The sequence below is a fragment of the Rhodococcus sp. OS5 genome (genome assembly GCF_056837585.1).
On record NZ_CM166368.1, the window covers coordinates 3,265,726 to 3,284,454 of the forward strand.

Genomic DNA, 18,729 nt, shown 5'->3' on the forward strand with positions numbered 1-18,729 from the left:
TATCGAACACTCTGGCCCCTTATTCCACGGGCACTGCACCTCGAGCTGTAAGCACCCCCGGTCGAGGGCCATGCTTGCGCGCACCCTCGCGCGCCTCAGCAAAAATGGCCAAGCTGGACGGCTACTAGCGAGCGAAGGATCGAGATCGTATCGGCGTCCGACACAGGCCGGACGCCGATACGAGTTCACGTCAGCTCACAGGAGCGCCACCGCTCCCGCCGAGGTGGCGGGCGAAGAACCGAGCCGAACTGTCTCGCTCGTAGTCGGGCACCGGATAGTGCCTGCCCGAGTAGGCGTGCAGCGTCTTCTCCTTCGAGCCGAAGGCATCGAACAACGCTATCCCCGACGTGCGGTCGTAATCCTTGTCGTCCCAAGGGATCCGGTACTCGACCGGGACCGCGAGCTTTCGTGCCGCTTCGATGAGGGAGTCGTCCACAAAAACTCCCCCGAAGCTCACAGCAGCGATCCTGGATTCGACCGGGGCCAACATGAGCCCGGTCACGACCCCTAGCGACACGCCGCCGAAGCCGATCGGAGCGTCGGCGTTGACGTCGGGCAGCGTTTGCAGAGCGTCGATGGTCGCCTGCCATTCCGGCACTGCACGCTCCGCCAACGATCGGTTGTACTCGACGACGATCGGGGCGATCGGCTCGTGGGCCGCCCTAGCCTGGTGGATCGCCTCGACCCACTGTTCGTCCTGTGTGTTCCGCGGGCGGTCGCCGTGTCCGGGCGCGTCGATCGCGGCGACTGTGAACCCGTGGGAGCTCACACTGTGGAGTGCGCTGGCAACCAGTCCTGGTGCCTTCTTGTGCATGCCGCCGGAGTGCCCGGACAGCAGAAGGGGTGATTCGACAGATCCGGACGCGGGTGACCAGAGCACACCGGTGATGTCGTCCAGAATGAAATGGCGTTCGACGACCCCGTTCGACGTTGTCTCGGAAGTGAATTCGATGGTCTGAGAATTGGATTGCATGGTGTTACCTTTCGGGATTGCCTACTCGAGGCGCTCCCGGCGACACCTACGTCAATCGCCGATCCGTGAACACGAGTGGGAGCACCCACATGGTTACAGCGTTCATGGGTCTCACCTCCTGGCGTGTTGTCACGGTCTCGCACAAGCTATCAACCCGAACCGAAGCTCGTCCAATCATTTTTCCAGCGCGCCCGGCAGCGGTCATACCCGCGATCGGGCGACGCTCTGGCGGACGGCACGGATGTAGCGGCGCGTGACAAACGCCTGTACTCGACGTCCGATCGGAGCGCCGAGACGCACCCACCACGTTCCGGGCTTGGAGAACGCAACGATCTCGATACGAACCGCTTGGCTGGCCTCGTCGAACTGGACGACAAACAATTCCTCCCCGCATTCGGGGTGACCGGCGCGGGTTCCGTACGCGAAGCCCTTGCGATTGGGTTCGTCGACGACATAGACGATCCGAACGGGGATAGTCACCGGACCGAGTCCGAAAGTCGCATCCTGACCCGCCACGGCGGTCGGGGCTGCCGTCCGTACGGCCAGTCCGGCTCCGCGGTGCATTCCCCAATTCGCGACGGTTCGAGCGGCAACCTCGAAATCCTCCCGTCCGGATCCGACCGTCGCGCTCTCGTGAACGTGGTGATAGCCGGCGGGGAGAACGCCTGACGTTGCGCCCACCTCGAGGTACGTCAGCCCGCCCGGGCGGGACGCCATCATTGCTCGCGTCGGTGGCTGAGGATGTTGATCACGTGGCCGTCGGGGTCGGCAGCGAAGAACCTGCGGACACCCCACGGCTCCTCGGTGACGGGATAGACGATGGTGTCGCCGCGCTGCACCGCGGCCTCGTACGCCGCGTCGAGATCGTCCACCTCGACGGAGACGTCCGGTACTACGGGCGCATGAGCGTCGTGCGTCATGACGCTGATCTGCAATGACGGATCCGTCGGCGAAGCCAACGTCACGATCCACCCGTGATCCATCACAACTTCGAGGCCCAGCACATCGGTGTAGAAGCGCTGCGCGGCCTCGAGCGAACTACTCGACAGATCCGAAACTATCCGCGTGACGGCCATGTCCCGCAGGCTACGCCGCCGCCGGAGTCCACCGCGACTTGACGAGGCGCTCGATGTCACCGGAAAGTTCGTCGCTGACGATCCCCGGAAGCAGGATCTGCCACATCTCGTCGACACGATCCGGAAGATCCGAGCGTCGGGTGAGAACGTTCGAAACCAGCTGTACCCCCGTGAATGCCGAGGGCATGAACCTGCCGAACGATTCTGCGCTGACCGATTTTCGGATTTCACCTTCCGCCTGAGCTCTGGCGGTGAGATCGGTGATTGCCGAGATCCATTCGGCGTACGGTTCCACCGGCCCCTCGTACGTGCTCAGTTCCAGCGTGAGGCGAATGCCCGCGCGAACGATCGGCTCGTCGACAATCTGGCGTGCCATTTCGTGCGTGAGCATGATCATCTGTTCCAACGGGTCCTTGCCCGTCGCGGAAATCGCCTGCACCGACTCGATCGAGAGCCGATGCTGTTCGGCAATGATGAATTGCGCGAGCTCGTCCTTCGACGCGAAATGGAAATACAACGCGCCCTTGGTAGTACCGGCCCCCGAGACTATGTCGGCCATGCTGGTGCTGCCGTAACCAGTCTTCTCGAACTGCGCGGCCGCGCCGGCAACGATTTGCTGCCGAGTCAGCTCGGCGCGTGCTTGCTTGACCACTGAATCCCTCTCGTCCTCCAAAGGCCCCCGCCCAGCAAACCCCACGGTTCGCGCCACACTCCAGCTATACCCAAAAACTTCACAATTGCCCCACATTACCAGCGCTCCTTCCATTGCTTCAATTACGAATGCAACAAAGTCGCTGGTCAGACGTCCGATTTAGAGGGAATCTCCTCTCCCCAACGTGCTTTCGTCAACCCGCGCACGGTCCACCAACTCTCCGACGAGGAGCGTCAACTCCATCATCTGGTCGGTGATTTCCTCACGCAACTGCGTTGCATCCGCCTCGGAAATCGCGCCGGACTTGGTATCGAAAGACATCAACAACTCGATATTGGTGCGAAGTGCAGTCAAAGGAGCCAGAAGGTCCTGGCCCGCTTCGGTGATCAGACTTCTCTGGCGTGCCCGCGATTCCGACAACGTCCCGAGCATCCGATTGAAACTGACTGTCAACGACGCCAACTCGTCGTCACCGGTCACCGGGATCGGCGCAAGATCATCCGTTTCGGCGACCCGCCGCGTCGCCGCAGTAAGTCGCGCGATCGGCCGTAATCCTGTGCGTGCCACAGCATCTCCGGCCGCGTAAGCTAGGGCGATTCCGGCCGCCCCGAGTGCCGCCAACACCACTGCCAGTCGCTTGAGTACCGAACGCGTCGGCCCCAGGGATTGCGCGACAACCAAAGTCTGGCCCGCAACCGAGGGCTCGACAAGAATTCGATACGCATCAACGGTCGCGATTGTCTGCGACGAATTGCCGTCTGCGATCGACCTGATGGCGTCTGCGCTCGTACTGAACGGCGGCAGACCGGGAGTCGCCGTCACCAAGGCGCCGTCGGCAGTGAGAAGCCCCACTGCCTGGATGACCGCTGTATCCGCGCCGGCCGTCAATCCCAGAACCGGTGTGACACCGCCGAAATTGACGGTGTCGGTGATCGCGTCACTCGTGCGCTCGAGTTGTCGATCGACGTTGCCTTGCAAATACGCGTTGAACACTATGTACACCGCCGACGCCGACACGATCACCGCGATCGCCACCAGGCCTGCAGTCAGCAATTTCACGCGAGCATGGAGCGTCCGCACGTGAATTCCCGATGGTTTTCGACGGCTCATTCCGGGAACCGACACTCTCATGCGCGGTCCCGCAGTGCGGCGTCGAAAAATCCCAACATCCCTCCAGTATGGTCACGGAACCTTAGACGAACCTGAAGCGAACGAGATGTCGGCCTCACAGCGCCGTTCCACGACCGAAAGCCGTGAGCCAGTCCATCGCCTCGGCTTCGGTATCGAATGCCGGGACGGTCGCCGGGATCGGTGGTCGTTCGACGACGATCACCGGGATCGACAATTGCCTGGCTGCGGCGATCTTTGCGTACGTCTGCTCGCCGCCACTGTTCTTGGTGATCACGACGTCGATGCTGTGAGTTCGCATCAGATCCACTTCCGCTTCGATGTCGAATGGACCACGTGCGAGCAGCAATTGAGAGTGAGGCGGCAATGTCCCCGAAGGCGGATCGATCGAGCGGACGAGAAACGAGACGCTCTTCACGCGGTCGAACGCCGAAACTCCTTGCCTCCCGATCGTCAGAAAAGCGCGTGAGCCGACCGTCGGCACCAACTCTGCGGCGTGATCGAGATCGCGTGCCGGAAGCCAAGTGTCACCGGGTTGCTCGTGCCAGGGCGGGCGTCGGTACATGGCGTACGGCACGGAATTCGCAAGGCACGCTTCGAACGCATTCTGGGTGATGCGAGCGGCAAACGGATGCGTGGCGTCGAGCACTGCACGAATATCATTGGCCGACAACCACTCCGACAGCCCTTCGGCTCCCCCGAACCCGCCGATACGCACTTCCCCCTCCGGCCATCGAGGATCACGAACCCGGCCGGCCAGCGATGTGACAACCTCGAGGTCGGCTGAACCGGCCAAGCGAGAAGCGATCACTCGACCTTCGCCTGTGCCGCCGAGCAGGAGTACGCGGCGACGAGTACCTGTCGAGGTCAGTGTGTGCTTCTCTCGCGCGCTGCCGAGTAGAGGTAGCTGTCCGGAAACCCCTCCGCAGTCAACACTCGGCCGACGATCACGACGGCCGTCTTCGTGATGCCGGCCGCATGAACAAGTTCGACGATCGTCTTCAAAGTGCCTCGAACAACGATCTCCTCGGGCCGTGAGGCGAAGGCGACCACCGCGACCGGGCAGTCCTCGCCGTAATTGTCGGCCAACTCGGATGCGATCTGTTCGATGCGATGAGCGCCGAGGTGAATCACCATCGTCGCGCCGCTGCGGCCGAGGGACCGCAGATCCTCGCCCTCCGGCATCGCCGTCGACAAGGTGGAGACTCGGGTGAGAACAATGGTCTGCGAGACGCCTGGGACAGTCAGCTCGCGCCCCAGCGCGGCTGCAGCCGCGGTAAATGCAGGAACACCGGGAATCATGTCGAAATCGACTCCTGCGGCGTCCAGGCGACGAGCTTGCTCTGCCACTGCACTGAAGATCGACGGATCACCGGAATGCAAACGCGCGACGTCCAGCCCAGCGGAATCCGCTTCGACAAGAATCGCGGTGATCTCGTCCAGGCTCAGCCGAGCAGTGTCCACGACCTGAGCTCCGACCGGGCACCACTCGAGCAACTCCGCTGGAACAAGGCTGCCTGCGTACAAGCACACAGGGCTCGCAGCGATGATCCGTTGCGCGCGGACAGTGATCAAATCTGCCGCACCGGGACCCGCACCGATGAAATGAACGGTCATTGTGTGGATTCCTCCGGCGTATCTGTGTCTGCGCCTGCAGACGGCTGACGTTTTGTGACGGACCATTGGACCACCGGAAGTTGCGGTCGCCAAACGTTGAACATTCCCAACGGCTCGGCGCGCTGCACCTGAAAGCGTCGAAGCGTCCCACCCTGGCGACTCATCCAGCCGAGCAGCAACGATTCGGACTCGGCGGTCACGGCGTTCGCGACCAGACGACCACCCACGCTCAACTGCTCCCAGCACGCTTCGAGCATTCCCGGTTGCGTGACGCCGCCGCCGACGAACACCGCATCGGGACGTCGAGTTTCGTCCGCAAACGCCTCCGGCGCGGCCCCTTTCACGTTCAACGCGGGCACGCCGAGATTGAGTGCATTGGCACCGATCTGCGACACGCGGCTCGCCACCTTCTCGAATATTGTTGCAGTGCAACGTGGGTGAGTTCGCATCCACTCGATGGCGACGGTTCCCGACCCACCGCCCACGTCCCAGAGGTGTTCTCCCGGCGCCGGGGCAAGCGCGCACAACGTCAACGCACGGATCTCCTGCTTGGTCATCTGACCGTCGCCGACAAAAGCAGCATCCGGTAGCCCCGGGATTCGAGTCAGCCGCAAGAGAGGATCGGCCGCGATGCACTCGACGGCCAGAACGTTCAACGCGTCCACGTCCTCGTCCGCGTGATCCCACTCGTCTGCGACCGTGACGGTCCGCGATTCCCCGGCCCCGCCCAGCTGGGCCAGCACGGTCACGATCGATCGACCGAAGCCCGCGCCGGACAACAGACGTGCCACCTCCCCCGGTGTCGAGCGCCCGTTGCTCAACACCAGCAGTCGCGCACCGTCAGTCACGGAAGCCAATACTGTCGCCGAGTCTCGGTTGACCAGGCTCACGACGTCGATCTCGGCCGATGCCCATCCCATTCGCGCGCTCGCCAACGCCGCCGACGACGGGTGGGAGATCACTCGCACGTTGTCCGCGCCGAGCAGCCTGACCAATGTGACACCGAGACCGTGGAACATCGGGTCACCGCTGGCGAGCACGCATACTCTGCGGTCCGCGTTCTCGGCGAACATCGACGGCAACGCCGGAATCATCGGAGACGGCCAGGTCAGCCTGGTGGGCGCACGCCGTGCCCCGAGATGTGTCGCCGGGACCAAGTCCAATTGGCGCGGCGACCCCATCAGGACCTCCGCGCCCAGGATTGCGCCCTTTGCGCTCTCGGACAGCCCATCCCAGCCGTCGGCGCCGATGCCGACGATCACCACCGGGTGTGTGGTCATCGCGGCATCCGGCGCCAGATCGTCTGAGGCAGAAGCCGCATGACGAAGAACACCGGCTGCAGAATTCGCGGTACCCACACACGCGTCGCCCCGGAGTTCAGTCCCCGCACGACGGCGTCCGCGACCTGCGACGGAGTGCTCGACATCGGGGCAGGCGACATTCCCTCGGTCATCTTGCCGATGACGAACCCTGGCCGTACCAGCATCAATTGGACGCCCGAACCGTGCAGCGCGTCGCCCAGACCGCTGGCAAAACCTTCCAAGCCGGCCTTTGCGCTCCCGTAGACGTAGTTGGCGCGGCGAACCCGGACGCCGGCGACGGACGAGAACACCACGATCTTTCCGGTTCCCTGTCGGCGCATGATCTCCGCGAGGTGCGTGAGGATGCTGATCTGCGCCACGTAGTCGGTGTGCACCACCGCGACCGCATGCGCCGCGTCGGTTTCGGCACGCGCCTGATCGCCGAGAATTCCGAAGGCCAGCACTGCAACCGAAATCCGACCGTGCTCGGCGACTACGGCGCCCAGGAGGTCTCCGTGCGTGTCGACGGCGTCGGCGTCGAACTCGACGGTGGAGACGTCGACAGCGCCGGCATTTTTGAGCATCTGCTCCTGGTCCGACAGCTCTCCGCTGCGTCTGGCAGCCAGAACGATGTTGCGGCCCGGCGCGAGCCTGACCGCGATCTCGAGGCCGATCTCACTTCGTCCGCCGAGGAGCAGTACCGTCTCGATGTCATTCACGTTCGCACCCGCAGTCACCGCTCCAGTGTCCTGGATTACCGTCGTGGCATGACGCTCACCCCCTCCACCACGCCATCGTCACAACAGACTCTCACCGAAGACGGGCTGAAGTTCGTCGGTGAATACCACCTCGCGACACTCACGACGTTGCGTCCGAACGGCACCCCACACGTCGTTGCCGTCGGGTTCACCTGGGACCAGGAAGCCGGAAAGGCGCGCGTGATCACCAGCGGTGGCTCACAGAAGGCGATCAACGCAGCGCGTGGCGGATACGCCGCCGTCAGTTCGGTCGACGGTGGCCGCTGGCTCACGCTCGAGGGGCCGGCACGCGTGCTCACCGACGCGGACTCCGTGGCCGACGCCGTTCGGCGCTATGCCGAGCGGTACCGCCAGCCACGGGTCAATCCCGCGCGCGTGGTCATCGAAATCGACGTCACACGCATACTCGGGTCCGCTGCGTTCAAGAAAAGCTGATCAGGCGAGGACAGTCAGGCCGTGCGGACGGTTGTTGAACGACTCGCAACCGTCGGCGGTCACGACGACGATGTCCTCGATACGGGCACCCCAACTGCCGCGGAAGTAGATTCCCGGTTCGATGCTGAAGGCCATACCTTCGACGAGTTCGATGGTGTTGCCCTCGACGATGTACGGCTCCTCGTGCACGGACAGCCCGATACCGTGACCGGTGCGGTGAACGAATACCTCTGCAAGCCCTTGTGCGGCAAGCACTTCGCGGGCTGCAACGTCCACGGATTCTGCGGAGACTCCTGGCCGCACCGAATCGACCGCAGCCTGCTGCGCCGCCTCGAGTACCGCGAACTGTGCGGCAACCTCCGCGGACGGCTGCCCCATGCTGTACGTGCGAGTGGAGTCCGAGTTGTATCCGGGCTCGACCGGTCCGCCGATGTCGATGACCACGATATCGCCGCTCTCGATCACCCGGTCCGAAACCTCGTGATGCGGATCGGCGCCGTGCGGGCCCGAACCGACAATCACGAACGCGGCCTCGGTGTGCCCCTCTTCGAGAATCGCCGCCGAAATCGCTTCGCCTACTTCAGCTTCCGTACGTCCGACGACCAAGAACTCGGCCATGCGGGCGTGAACACGGTCGATGGCCGCACCGGCTCGCCGCAACGCCTCGATCTCGGCGCCGTCCTTGACCATCCGCAATTCGCGCAAGACGCCGGTGGCGAGAATCGGCAACGCGCCCAAGGTGTCTGCGAGCGGGATCAGATGCAGCGCAGGCATCGCATCCGTCACCGCCACCTTCGCGCCGGTCGGGAGTTGCGCCGCCACAATCGCATACGGGTCGACACCGTCGACCCAGTCGAGGACGGTCAACCCGAGATCGCCCACTGCCGATTCCTTCAGCGACGCCAACTCCAACCGAGGAAGTACGACGGATGCCTTCGCCGTGTCCGCGGCGATGACCAACGCGGTCAAGCGCTCGAACGAGTCAGCCCGAGAACCCGTCAGGTACCGCAGATCCGGACCGGGAGTCACCACCAGACCGTCGAGACCTGCTGATCGAGCCAACTCGGCGGCACGAGCGATACGTGCGCCGTACACGGCGCTGGAGAATCGGGAATCCTGTTCGGCTGGAGACGTCATGGCTTACAGGTTAGTGCCGACTGGCAGGATGGTGACCATGAGTGGGCCATTGCTTCTCCTCGACGGTGCCAGCCTGTGGTTTCGTGCGTTCTACGCACTGCCCGAGTCATTCGTCGACCCCGACGGCAGACCTGTCAACGCGGTGCGCGGATTCACCGACATGGTTGCTTCCCTGATCACCAAACACCAGCCGAGTCGTCTCGCGGTGTGCCTGGACTTGGACTGGCGACCGCAGTTCCGCGTCGACGCCGTTCCGACGTACAAAGCACATCGCGTCGAGGAAGGCTCTGACGGTGCGTCCGAAGAAGTTCCGGACACGTTGACGCCTCAGGTCGACATGATCATGGACGTGCTCGCTGCAGCGGGTATCGCGACGGCGGGTGCAGTCGGACTCGAAGCCGACGACGTACTGGGAACGCTTGCCGCCACCGAGCGCGAAGATCTCACCGTCGTCGTCAGTGGTGACCGAGACCTACTGCAGGTCGTCACAGACGAGTACGTGCCCGTCCGTGTCCTGTACGTGGGCCGTGGCCTGTCCAAGGCGGAACTCTTCGGACCGGTCGAGGTTGCGGAGAAATACGGAGTACCCGGTGACCGTGCGGGCGAGGCTTACGCCGAACTCGCGGTACTTCGCGGAGACGCCTCCGACGGTCTACCCGGCATCAAGGGTGTCGGTGAGAAGACTGCGTCGACACTGATGCTCCGTTACGGCTCGTTGGCCGGACTTCGGGCGGCCGCAGCTGATCCTGAATCGGATATGGCCAAGGGGATTCGCGCAAAACTGACCTCACCTGAGGCAATGGCTTACCTTGATGCTGCGTTGCCGGTCGTACGAGTGGTTCGCGACGCGGACGTTCAGTTCTCGAAGGACGACCGACTCCCGGCGACCCCCCTCGATCCCGCACGCCTCGAGGAAGTGGCGGCCTCGCTGAACATCGAGCGCTCGGCCGGCCGGCTTGCCGCCGCGCTCGAGGCTGCGGCGGCAAGCCGTTCCGACCAATAGGGCGTCAGCTCGGGCGGCTGACCTCGTACGTGCCGTTGTCGTCGACAAACGTCACGGTCACGTTCGACTTCACACCCGCGATCGAAAGCGTGCAGGTGAACTTGTTGCCTGACTTGACTTCCTGGTCCGCGGGGCACTGAACGTTGCTCACGTTCTTCGCCCCGTAGGACTCGGTGACGATCTTCTCGACGCCGGCCTGAGCCGCGCTCTGATCGAGTGTGTTCTTGCCGAAGACTCCGAACACCAGGGCCACCACGACAGCGGCAAGAACGACGAGAACGCCGATCGCACCGAAGATCAGGGGCTTCTTCGACTTACCCGACTGGTTTCCGGGCGCACCGGGACTCGGGAACGGCTGAGCCTGGTTCCACTGGTTCTGCTGTCCCGGAGTCTGCCCGGGGGCCGTGGCGCCCCACGCCTGCTGCGGTGCGGCAGCCGGAGGCTGACCCCACGCCTGGGTTGCGTCAGGTGACTGCTGTTGCCCGGGCTGACCCCACGGCTGTGCGGGAGGTTGTTGCTGGGGTTGTCCCCACGGCTGTTGCTGGCCGGGTTGTCCTTGTCCAGGTTGCTGCGGCTGACCGTACGCAGGCTGACCACCCGGCTGGCCGTAGGCAGGTTGTCCCCACGGCTGTTGCTGGCCGGGCTGCTGACCGGGCTGCGGTGTTTGACCAGGCTGACCCCACGGCTGTTGCTGGCCGGGCTGCTGACCAGGCTGCTGTTGTCCGCCCGGCTGCTGAGGATTCTGCCCCCACTGCTGCTCGTTCGGCTGCTGCTGATCACCAGGACCCCATTGCCGATTCGGATCGTTCGGTCCGTAAGGCCCGCTCATGTTCGCCTCCCACTCGAAATACCAGTCTGCGAATCAAACCACATAGTTGCGGTCATGCTGCGTCGACAGCAACTACCCCGCGACGAATTGCAGCTACCGCCCGCGCCGCAGTCTTCGCGACGTCGGCATCCGTCGAAGTCAGGCGGACCTGATCGAGGAGATCGATCACCTGACGACACCAACGTACAAAGTCACCCGCAGACAGCGCACGACCCTGCACTCCAGCCGCGATCAGTGCGTCGACAAGCGAGTTCTCGCTCGCCCAGTGATAAACGGCAGTGACGAATCCGAGATCCGGTTCCCGCGTCGGCGGCAGCTTGTGGCGAATCTCGTCCGACCGCAGTTCGCTCCACAATCGTTGAGTGTCGTTGAGGGCGTGACGAAGCGCCGCTGTCGGCACCCGATCCACGGTGTCCCCGTCCCGACGTGATTCGTAGACCACCGAGGACACGACGGCCGCCAACTCAGCCGGGCTGAGACCTGTCCACGCCCCCGTCCGCAGGCATTCGGCGACCAGAAGGTCGCTTTCCGAGTAGATGCGGCTGAGTCGTCGTCCGGATTCGGTGACTTCGGGCGCTGCTTCGGCAGTCATGTACTCACGCTCTTTGAGTAGCGCAATGATGCGGTCGAACGTCCGCGCCAACGAGTTGGTGGTGGCCGCAGCCTTTTCCCTCATCGACTGCGTTTCCCTGGCCAGCCGGTTGTAGCGCTCACCGATCCGGCTCAGATGTTCACGATCGGGCCAGCTGTGGCACGGATGCGAGCGAATAGCACGTCGCAAAGTAGCGACCTCGGCATCTTCGGACGCGCCGGCCTTGTGGCGCTTCTTTCGCCGGGGGGCACTGATCCCGGTACTACGCAACGCCGAGGCCAGATCGCGCCGGATCCGGGCGGTGTGGTGATCGACATGCTTGGGCAGTCGCATCTTTCCCAGAACGTCGGCTGCTTCCGGGAAATCACCCGAGGAGAGTCGGCCGGCCCACTGATCGGCCGTCAGAACCAGCGGACGCGGGTCCTTCGGATCGTTGTCCGGGACGAGGACCACTGCCACCCCGGAATGACGACCGATGGGAATTGCGATCACGTCACCGCGGGCGAGTGCACGAAGGGACTCCACCGCATCTCCGCGTCGGTCTTCGCGGCCCTTACGTTCGAGCGCGCGCTCGCGCGCACTGAGCCGCTCACGCAACGACGCGTATTCGAAGTATTCGCCGTCCGCACCGCCGAGTTTCTCCTGCAAACCCTTCAGTGCTTCTTCGTTCCGCTCGATGCCACGCACCAGGCCGACCACCGAGCGATCCGCTTGGAACTGCGCGAAGGAACGCTCGAGCAGCTTCCGTGAATCCGCCGCGCCCATGCGCTCGACGAGATTGATCGACATGTTGTACGAGGGGCGGAACGAACTGCGGAGCGGGAACGTCCGTGTCGACGCCAAGCCGGCGACATCCGTCGGCTCGACCCCGGGCTGCCACAGGACCACAGCGTGGCCTTCGACGTCGATGCCGCGTCGGCCGGCCCGACCCGTCAGCTGCGTGTACTCCCCCGGCGTCAGTTCGGCGTGCGATTCACCGTTGTACTTGACCAGACGTTCGAGCACCACCGTGCGTGCCGGCATGTTGATGCCGAGGGCCAGCGTCTCGGTCGCGAAGACCGCCCGCACGAGCCCCTTGACGAACAGTTCCTCGACTGTCTGGCGGAATGCCGGCAGCATGCCGGCATGGTGAGATGCCAGTCCGCGTCGTAGTGCCTTGCACCAGTCCCGATATCCGAGAACTTCGAGATCCTCTTCGGGTAGTTCCCCGGTGTGTTTCTCGATGATGGTGTCGATCTCGCGGACCTGCTCCGGCGAAGTGAGATCCAGTCTGGACCGCAGGCACTGTGCAAGAGCCGCATCACAACCGGCGCGGCTGAAGATGAAAGTGATGGCCGGGAGCAGTCCGGACTGATCGAGCTGAGCGATGACGTCAGGTCGTGGCAAGGGCCGGAAATCGTTGGAACTCTGGTAGCTGCCGCGTCGTCCGCGGCCACGCGGCTGCCAGCTCTCGACGCGTTCGAGAGCCTGACGCTGCTTGACGTGGCGAACCAGATCCTGGTCGACGAGCACGGTCTTCGGCCCGGCAGCAGGATGACTACGACTGTCGAAGAGATCGAAGATTCGCCTACCGACCATGATGTGCTGCCACAGCGGGATCGGCCGAGTCTCGTCCACGACCACAGTGGTGTCGCCGCGGACGGTTTCCATCCAGGCACCGAATTCTTCGGCATTGCTCACGGTCGCCGACAAACTCACCAGGCGTACGTCCTCGGACAGGTGCAGGATCACTTCCTCCCACACCGCCCCACGGAACCGGTCGGCCAGGTAATGCACTTCGTCCATGACGACGTGCGAAAGCCCGCGCAGTGCCTCGGAGTTGGCGTAGAGCATGTTCCGCAGGACTTCGGTGGTCATGACGACCACCGGTGCGTCGGAGTTGATACTCGAATCACCCGTCAGCAGACCGACTTGGCCGGGGCCGTACCGCTCGACGAGTTCAGCGTACTTCTGATTGCTCAACGCCTTGATCGGCGTCGTGTAGAAACACTTGCGGCCCGCCGCGAGAGCCAGGTGGACAGCGAACTCGCCGACCACGGTCTTGCCTGCACCGGTCGGCGCGCAGACAAGGACGCCGTGGCCCGCTTCGAGCGCAACGCATGCCTTCACCTGGAATGGATCGAGTTCGAACTTCAGGCTGGACGCGAACGTGCTCAGTTCACTCTTGTTCATAACCACCTCGTCAGGGTTTCACACGCCGCCGACGTGGTGGCACGGCGCTCAGAGAGTGTCAGTGAAATCCTGGCCGGGCGCGTTGTCGCCGGCGGTGTCGGATTTCTCCGCGACCGAAGCCTTGGACTTGGACTTACGTCCGAACAATCCACTCGATTCGGCCTTGGGTTTGGTCGGATTGTCGAAAGCCTCGTTCAGATCGGACGGAGCCGAGATGGAGGAAGCTTCCTCGTCGGACAGTGCGCCCCAGTCTTCACCGGCGCGCTTGGCCTTACGTTTGTCGTTGAGGCGAGCGATCTGTACCGCGACCTCGAAGAGAAGCGTCAGAGCCAGCGCGAGCGCCAACATCGAGAACGGATCCGACCCTGGCGTGGCAACTGCAGCGAATACGAAGAGCCCGAAGATCAATCCTCGACGCCAGGCCTTCAAACGCTCGTACGTCAGAATGCCGGCAAAGTTCAACACGACGACGAGCAGTGGAATTTCGAAGCTGACGCCGAAGATGAGCAGCAGATTGATGATGAAGCCGAAGTACTCCGAACCACTGAGCGCGGTGATCTGGACGTTGTCACCGATGGTCAGGAGGAAGTGCAAAGCCTTCGCCACGACGAGGTACGCCAGGATTGCGCCGAGAATGAAGAGAGCGGCACCTGCGGTGACGAATCCGACCGCGTAGCGACGCTCTTTGGCGTAGAGGCCCGGGGTGATGAATGCCCACAATTGGTAAAGCCACACCGGGCAGGCAAGAACGATGCCGGCGGTGAGCGCCACTTTGAATCGCAGCATGAACTGCTCGAACGGCCCGGTCGCCAGCAATCGGCACGCGTCGTCGGTGCTGAGGTTGGCGCGACTCTCGGACGGAAGCTCACAGTACGGTCCGCGAAGCAGATCGCCCAGACTTTCGAGACCGAGTATCGAGTGTGAATACCAGAAGAAGCCGAACGCCGTGGTGATGATCACGCCGAGGAATGCGAACAACAAACGAGTCCGCAATTCGTACAGGTGGTCGACCAACGACATGGTGCCGTCTGGGTTGACCTTCCGCTTGCGGTTACGCGGGTCTAACGGAATACGCACTGTGCATCCTGGTCTTGGTCAGCAGACAACCGGGGTGAACGAATATTTCACCCCGGCTAGAACGCAGTGTGTACTAGAGCGGCTTGACTTCGGTCGGCTGCGCAACAGGTGCTGCTGCACCGTTTGCGACCACCGCGGTGTTGGCCGTCGGCAACTGTGCCGGAGCAGGCTGTGCGACCGGCGCGCTTGCGGGCGCCGCATCGTCGTTCTGCATTTCCTTGACTTCGCTCTTGAAGATGCGGAGGGAACGACCCAGACCGCGTGCTGCATCGGGAAGCTTCTTCGACCCGAACAGAATTACGACGACAACAGCGACAATCAGCCAATGCATCGGCTGCATTGCACCCATAACGACCTCCCATGATCAGATTCCTCGATGCTACCGGACACAACCGGCGCTCGGAGGTGCCAAAGCACTTACTTCAGCTACCTTTTACCTGTTTGTTTCCTGCGAACTCACTGAACGTGAAGTTTCCCGAAGTTTTACGAACCGATTACGTCATAGGCGTCGAGCGCCGCAACGGCTCGATCATGGACTTCGGAGACCAGTTCCGGCGGATGAAGGACCCGAACGCCCTCACCGAATCCCAACACCAGCCTTGCCATCCATTCAAGTGTTCCGAAACTCATCGTCGCCTCGACCGACCCGTCGTCGTTCACGTGCTCGACGTCCAACGGGTAGTAGTCGAGCATCCACACCCACTCTTTGGTGATGAACAACCGCGCTTCCGGAAGGGAACCGTCGCCGCTGAACAATTCGAGATTCGAATCCTCCTCGAGGGCCTGCGGCGGCGGGTCGGCGGGCTCGTCGAGTTGGACGGCGGCGTCGATCCGATCGAATCTGAACAACCGCACGCCCTCGGCTTGACGGCACCACGCCTGGAGGTAGCTGTAGTTGTCGACCAACACGATACGAACGGGGTCGACGATGCGCTCGGAGACCGCGTCGCGCGAGGCGGAGTAATACGTCAATCGCAGGGCGGTCTTGTCTGCGAGCGCGGCTCTGACCGTCGCTGCTATCGGGTCTTCGGCGATGTCCGGCGCCGGCGATGTGTCCCGGTCCTGACCGATGGCTCGTGCCGCGGCCGAGCCTGCTGCGTCCTCGATCTTCGCGATGGCACGCTGCGCCGAGGACGGATCGACCATGCCGGGCATTTCCACCAAGGACCGCAGGGCGATCAGCAACGCCGTCGCCTCCGTCGAGGTGAGGCGCAACGGGCGATCGATCCCGGCCGAGAACGTGACCTCGATACTTTCCTCGGAGAAGGACAGGTCGATGAGATCACCGGGACCGTAACCGGGCAGTCCGCACACCCACAGTTGATTGAGGTCGGTCATCAGTTGAGTGGTGCTGACACCGAGCTCCTCGGCGGCCTCGGCGGGACTGATGCCAGGATTTGCGATGAAGTACGGCACGAGGTTGAGCAGCCGTGCCAACCGCGACGACAGTCGATTGCTCATCAGTGGTCCCCCTGTCCATTGCCAGTGATCGGGCTCGCCGCGGCGGCGCGCAGCTTCGCGACGACCTCAGCACGCAAATCCGGTGGGTCCAGCACCAATGCGTCCAACCCGTGACCGGCGATCAACCGAGCGGTCCATTCCCAGGATCGGACGGGGATGGCCAGCACGCTGCCGTCGCGATCGGTCAACCGCCGTTCGGACGACGACGTCGCAAGCCGCCGAAGCTCATGGGCGCGGCCGTCTGCGACCCACACCGTAGCCGTCCCGGTCACGACGCCCGAACCGGTCACGCGATCGACGACCTCGCGAAGGTCGACACCTTCAGGTTTGTGAACCGAACCGGCCGGGCCGAACTCCCTGACGTCGTCACCGATCCGTGAGAGCCGGAAGGTCCTCACCGCATCGCGGTCGACGTCGTGCCCGACCAGGTACCACTTGCCGTTGTGCGTGACGACGCCCCACGGTTCGACGGTGCGCTCGGTGAACGGTTCGTTCAATGCGCCGCGGTGCTGAAAATGAACTGCTCGGCCGGCGTCGACCGCTGCAAGCAGCTTGCCGAGCGCGGGCTCCGAACCGCGAGTGCGTGCCGGAATCGCGGTGACCGGGGCGGCACTGACTTCTGAGTCGACCTGGACGCCGGCCGCTCGGAGTTTGAGTAGTGCACTCTGGGCTGCCGAAATCAGTTCCGGCGACTCCCACAACTGCACTGCGACGGCGACAGCAGCAGATTCCTCGCTGGTGAGGTCCACGTCCGGAAGCTCGTAGGCATTGCGATTGATCCGATACCCCTCGACGGTCGAGAACCGTCCTGCCAGACCGGTTTCCAACGGGACACCCAGGTCACGAAGTTCGTTCTTGTCGCGCTCGAACATGCGACTGAACGCTTCGTAGTTCGCGGAATCGTTGTACCCGGCCACACTGTCACGGATTTTCTCCGCCGTGAGGAACTGTCTGGTGGACAGCAATGCGATCACCAGGTTCATCAACCGCTCGATTTTTGATGTCGCCACGCCGAAATCCTAGTGGCTATCCGATAACCGAACGCGCGCCGGACACTTTCGTGCCCGGCGCGTCGCCGCAAAACAGACCTGCCGTCTTGTACATCTCGAAATTGAGTGACCTACATCGAAGCGATCAAACGCTCGACACGCTCGTCGACGGAGCGGAACGGGTCCTTGCACAGCACCGTTCTCTGCGCCTGATCGTTGAGCTTGAGGTGAACCCAGTCGACTGTGAAGTCCCGGCCTGCTGCCTGGGCTGCGGTGATGAAGTCGCCCCGCAATTTGGCGCGCGTGGTCTGCGGCGGATTCTCGACGGCGTCGTCGATCGTTTCGTCCTCGGTGACCCGCTTGACCAAGCCCTTGCGCTGGAGAACGTCGAAGACGCCCCGGCCGCGTTTGATGTCGTGGTAAGCCAAGTCGAGCTGCGCGATCTTGGGATCGGACAGATCGAAACCGTGACGGTCCTGGTAGCGCTGGAACAGCTTGCGCTTGATGACCCAGTCGATCTCCGTGTCGACCTTCGCAAAATCCTGAGCTTCGACGGCGTCGAGGGTGCGACCCCAGAGATCGACAACCTGCTCCACCTGCGGGTCCGGTTCGCGGTTACGAAGATGTTCGACCGCCTTGGCGTGGTACTCGCGCTGAATATCGAGGGCACTGGCCTGACGTCCACCAGCAAGGCGAACCGGCTTTTTACCGGTCACGTCGTGACTGACCTCGCGGATGGCACGAATCGGGTTGTCCAGCGCGAAATCGCGGAACGACACCCCGGCTTCGATCATCTCGAGCACCAGTGCGGCAGAACCGACCTTGAGCATCGTCGTCGTTTCGGCCATGTTCGAATCGCCGACGATCACGTGCAGGCGGCGGTACTTCTCGGCGTCGGCATGCGGTTCGTCGCGGGTGTTGATGATCGGACGCGAGCGAGTGGTAGCCGACGAGACGCCCTCCCAGATGTGTTCCGCGCGCTGCGAGAGGCAGAACGTCGCGGCCTTCGGAGTCTGCAGTACCTTTCCGGCGCCGCAGATCAACTGGCGCGTGACGAGGAACGGCAACAAGACATCCGAAATGCGGGAGAACTCACCGGCGCGCGCGACGAGAAAGTTCTCGTGGCAGCCGTACGAGTTTCCGGCCGAGTCGGTGTTGTTCTTGAAGAGATAGATGTCGCCACCAATACCCTCCTCGGCGAGTCTCGCCTCGGCGTCGATCAGCAGTTCTTCGAGCACACGCTCACCGGCACGGTCGTGATTGACCAGCTGGATGAGGCTGTCGCACTCGGCCGTCGCGTACTCCGGGTGCGAACCCACATCCAGGTACAAGCGGGCTCCGTTACGGAGGAAGACGTTGGAGCTGCGACCCCACGACACGACACGACGGAAGAGGTAACGAGCAACCTCGTCGGGGCTCAGTCTCCTGTGCCCGTGAAAGGTGCAGGTAACGCCGAATTCCGTCTCGATACCCATGATTCGTCTCTGCACACTTCGACAGTACAACCAGAATGCGAGGTTCACCCGTGT

General features: G+C 63.1%; 19 protein-coding genes. 2 read left to right on the plus strand and 17 right to left on the minus strand.

Translation table 11 applies throughout. The annotated features are described in order from the left end of the window. Positions 1–190: 190 nt before the first annotated feature. The 9 genes from ACVZUB_RS15240 to dprE2 all read right to left on the minus strand — a co-directional run bounded on the left by ACVZUB_RS15240 (position 191) and on the right by dprE2 (position 7,484). Positions 191–973: an alpha/beta hydrolase family protein gene (locus ACVZUB_RS15240; RefSeq protein WP_007729845.1), complete on the minus strand. Its 783-nt coding sequence runs from the start codon at positions 971–973 to the stop codon at positions 191–193. Between the two features lie 201 nt (positions 974–1,174). Continuing rightward, positions 1,175–1,690: a DUF1990 family protein gene (locus ACVZUB_RS15245; protein WP_007729847.1), complete on the minus strand. Its 516-nt coding sequence runs from the start codon at positions 1,688–1,690 to the stop codon at positions 1,175–1,177. After that, the gene (locus tag ACVZUB_RS15250; RefSeq protein WP_482627494.1) at positions 1,690–2,049 is read right to left on the minus strand and encodes a VOC family protein; all 360 of its coding nucleotides are present in this window, start codon (positions 2,047–2,049) and stop codon (positions 1,690–1,692) included. Before ACVZUB_RS15250 ends, ACVZUB_RS15245 begins: the two co-directional genes overlap by 1 nt. A gap of 10 nt (positions 2,050–2,059) precedes the next feature. Then, on the minus strand, positions 2,060–2,701 hold the full coding sequence (locus ACVZUB_RS15255; RefSeq protein ID WP_019748499.1) for a ScbR family autoregulator-binding transcription factor: 642 nt from the start codon (positions 2,699–2,701) through the stop codon (positions 2,060–2,062). Positions 2,702–2,860: 159 nt separating this feature from the next. Continuing rightward, positions 2,861–3,781: a HAMP domain-containing protein gene (locus ACVZUB_RS15260; RefSeq protein ID WP_007729850.1), complete on the minus strand. Its 921-nt coding sequence runs from the start codon at positions 3,779–3,781 to the stop codon at positions 2,861–2,863. A 145-nt stretch (positions 3,782–3,926) separates the two neighbouring features. Then, positions 3,927–4,700: a cobalt-precorrin-6A reductase gene (locus ACVZUB_RS15265; protein WP_162113644.1), complete on the minus strand. Its 774-nt coding sequence runs from the start codon at positions 4,698–4,700 to the stop codon at positions 3,927–3,929. Then, on the minus strand, positions 4,697–5,446 hold the full coding sequence (cobM, locus tag ACVZUB_RS15270; protein ID WP_003944967.1) for a precorrin-4 C(11)-methyltransferase: 750 nt from the start codon (positions 5,444–5,446) through the stop codon (positions 4,697–4,699). Before cobM ends, ACVZUB_RS15265 begins: the two co-directional genes overlap by 4 nt. Beyond that, the gene (gene cbiE, locus ACVZUB_RS15275) at positions 5,443–6,726 is read right to left on the minus strand and encodes a precorrin-6y C5,15-methyltransferase (decarboxylating) subunit CbiE (RefSeq protein ID WP_162113513.1); all 1,284 of its coding nucleotides are present in this window, start codon (positions 6,724–6,726) and stop codon (positions 5,443–5,445) included. The genes cobM and cbiE overlap by 4 nt, the downstream gene beginning before the upstream one ends. Continuing rightward, complete coding sequence (dprE2, locus tag ACVZUB_RS15280) at positions 6,723–7,484, minus strand: decaprenylphospho-beta-D-erythro-pentofuranosid-2-ulose 2-reductase (RefSeq protein WP_083291701.1); 762 nt, start codon at positions 7,482–7,484, stop codon at positions 6,723–6,725. The genes cbiE and dprE2 overlap by 4 nt, the downstream gene beginning before the upstream one ends. Positions 7,485–7,514: 30 nt before the next feature. Between dprE2 and ACVZUB_RS15285 the strand changes: the two genes are divergently transcribed. Next, positions 7,515–7,940 carry a PPOX class F420-dependent oxidoreductase gene (locus tag ACVZUB_RS15285; RefSeq protein WP_007729859.1) on the plus strand — a complete coding sequence of 142 codons (426 nt, stop codon included), beginning with the start codon at positions 7,515–7,517 and terminating at the stop codon, positions 7,938–7,940. Here the strand turns inward: ACVZUB_RS15285 and ACVZUB_RS15290 are convergent, their stop codons facing one another. Further along, a complete protein-coding gene (locus ACVZUB_RS15290; RefSeq protein WP_064114375.1) occupies positions 7,941–9,077 on the minus strand; it encodes a M24 family metallopeptidase in 1,137 nt (378 codons plus the stop codon). 37 nt (positions 9,078–9,114) lie between these two features. Between ACVZUB_RS15290 and ACVZUB_RS15295 the strand changes: the two genes are divergently transcribed. Continuing rightward, positions 9,115–10,080 carry a 5'-3' exonuclease gene (locus ACVZUB_RS15295; RefSeq protein WP_162113511.1) on the plus strand — a complete coding sequence of 322 codons (966 nt, stop codon included), beginning with the start codon at positions 9,115–9,117 and terminating at the stop codon, positions 10,078–10,080. Between the two features lie 4 nt (positions 10,081–10,084). Here the strand turns inward: ACVZUB_RS15295 and ACVZUB_RS15300 are convergent, their stop codons facing one another. From ACVZUB_RS15300 to pafA, 7 genes are all read right to left on the minus strand, one after another. Beyond that, a complete protein-coding gene (locus ACVZUB_RS15300) occupies positions 10,085–10,909 on the minus strand; it encodes a DUF4333 domain-containing protein (RefSeq protein ID WP_003944884.1) in 825 nt (274 codons plus the stop codon). A gap of 52 nt (positions 10,910–10,961) precedes the next feature. After that, positions 10,962–13,673 carry a DEAD/DEAH box helicase gene (locus tag ACVZUB_RS15305; protein ID WP_064074799.1) on the minus strand — a complete coding sequence of 904 codons (2,712 nt, stop codon included), beginning with the start codon at positions 13,671–13,673 and terminating at the stop codon, positions 10,962–10,964. 48 nt (positions 13,674–13,721) lie between these two features. Then, positions 13,722–14,750, minus strand: a complete 1,029-nt coding sequence (tatC, locus tag ACVZUB_RS15310; protein WP_124568552.1) for a twin-arginine translocase subunit TatC — start codon at positions 14,748–14,750, stop codon at positions 13,722–13,724. Positions 14,751–14,823: 73 nt separating this feature from the next. Continuing rightward, complete coding sequence (gene tatA, locus ACVZUB_RS15315) at positions 14,824–15,099, minus strand: Sec-independent protein translocase subunit TatA (protein WP_003944836.1); 276 nt, start codon at positions 15,097–15,099, stop codon at positions 14,824–14,826. A 134-nt stretch (positions 15,100–15,233) separates the two neighbouring features. Then, positions 15,234–16,211, minus strand: coding sequence for a helix-turn-helix transcriptional regulator (locus ACVZUB_RS15320; RefSeq protein ID WP_030536343.1), 978 nt, complete (start codon positions 16,209–16,211; stop codon positions 15,234–15,236). Continuing rightward, positions 16,211–17,221 carry a helix-turn-helix transcriptional regulator gene (locus ACVZUB_RS15325; RefSeq protein ID WP_003944939.1) on the minus strand — a complete coding sequence of 337 codons (1,011 nt, stop codon included), beginning with the start codon at positions 17,219–17,221 and terminating at the stop codon, positions 16,211–16,213. Before ACVZUB_RS15325 ends, ACVZUB_RS15320 begins: the two co-directional genes overlap by 1 nt. A gap of 110 nt (positions 17,222–17,331) precedes the next feature. Further along, the gene (pafA, locus tag ACVZUB_RS15330; RefSeq protein ID WP_007729869.1) at positions 17,332–18,690 is read right to left on the minus strand and encodes a Pup--protein ligase; all 1,359 of its coding nucleotides are present in this window, start codon (positions 18,688–18,690) and stop codon (positions 17,332–17,334) included. Between the last annotated feature and the right edge of the window lie 39 nt (positions 18,691–18,729).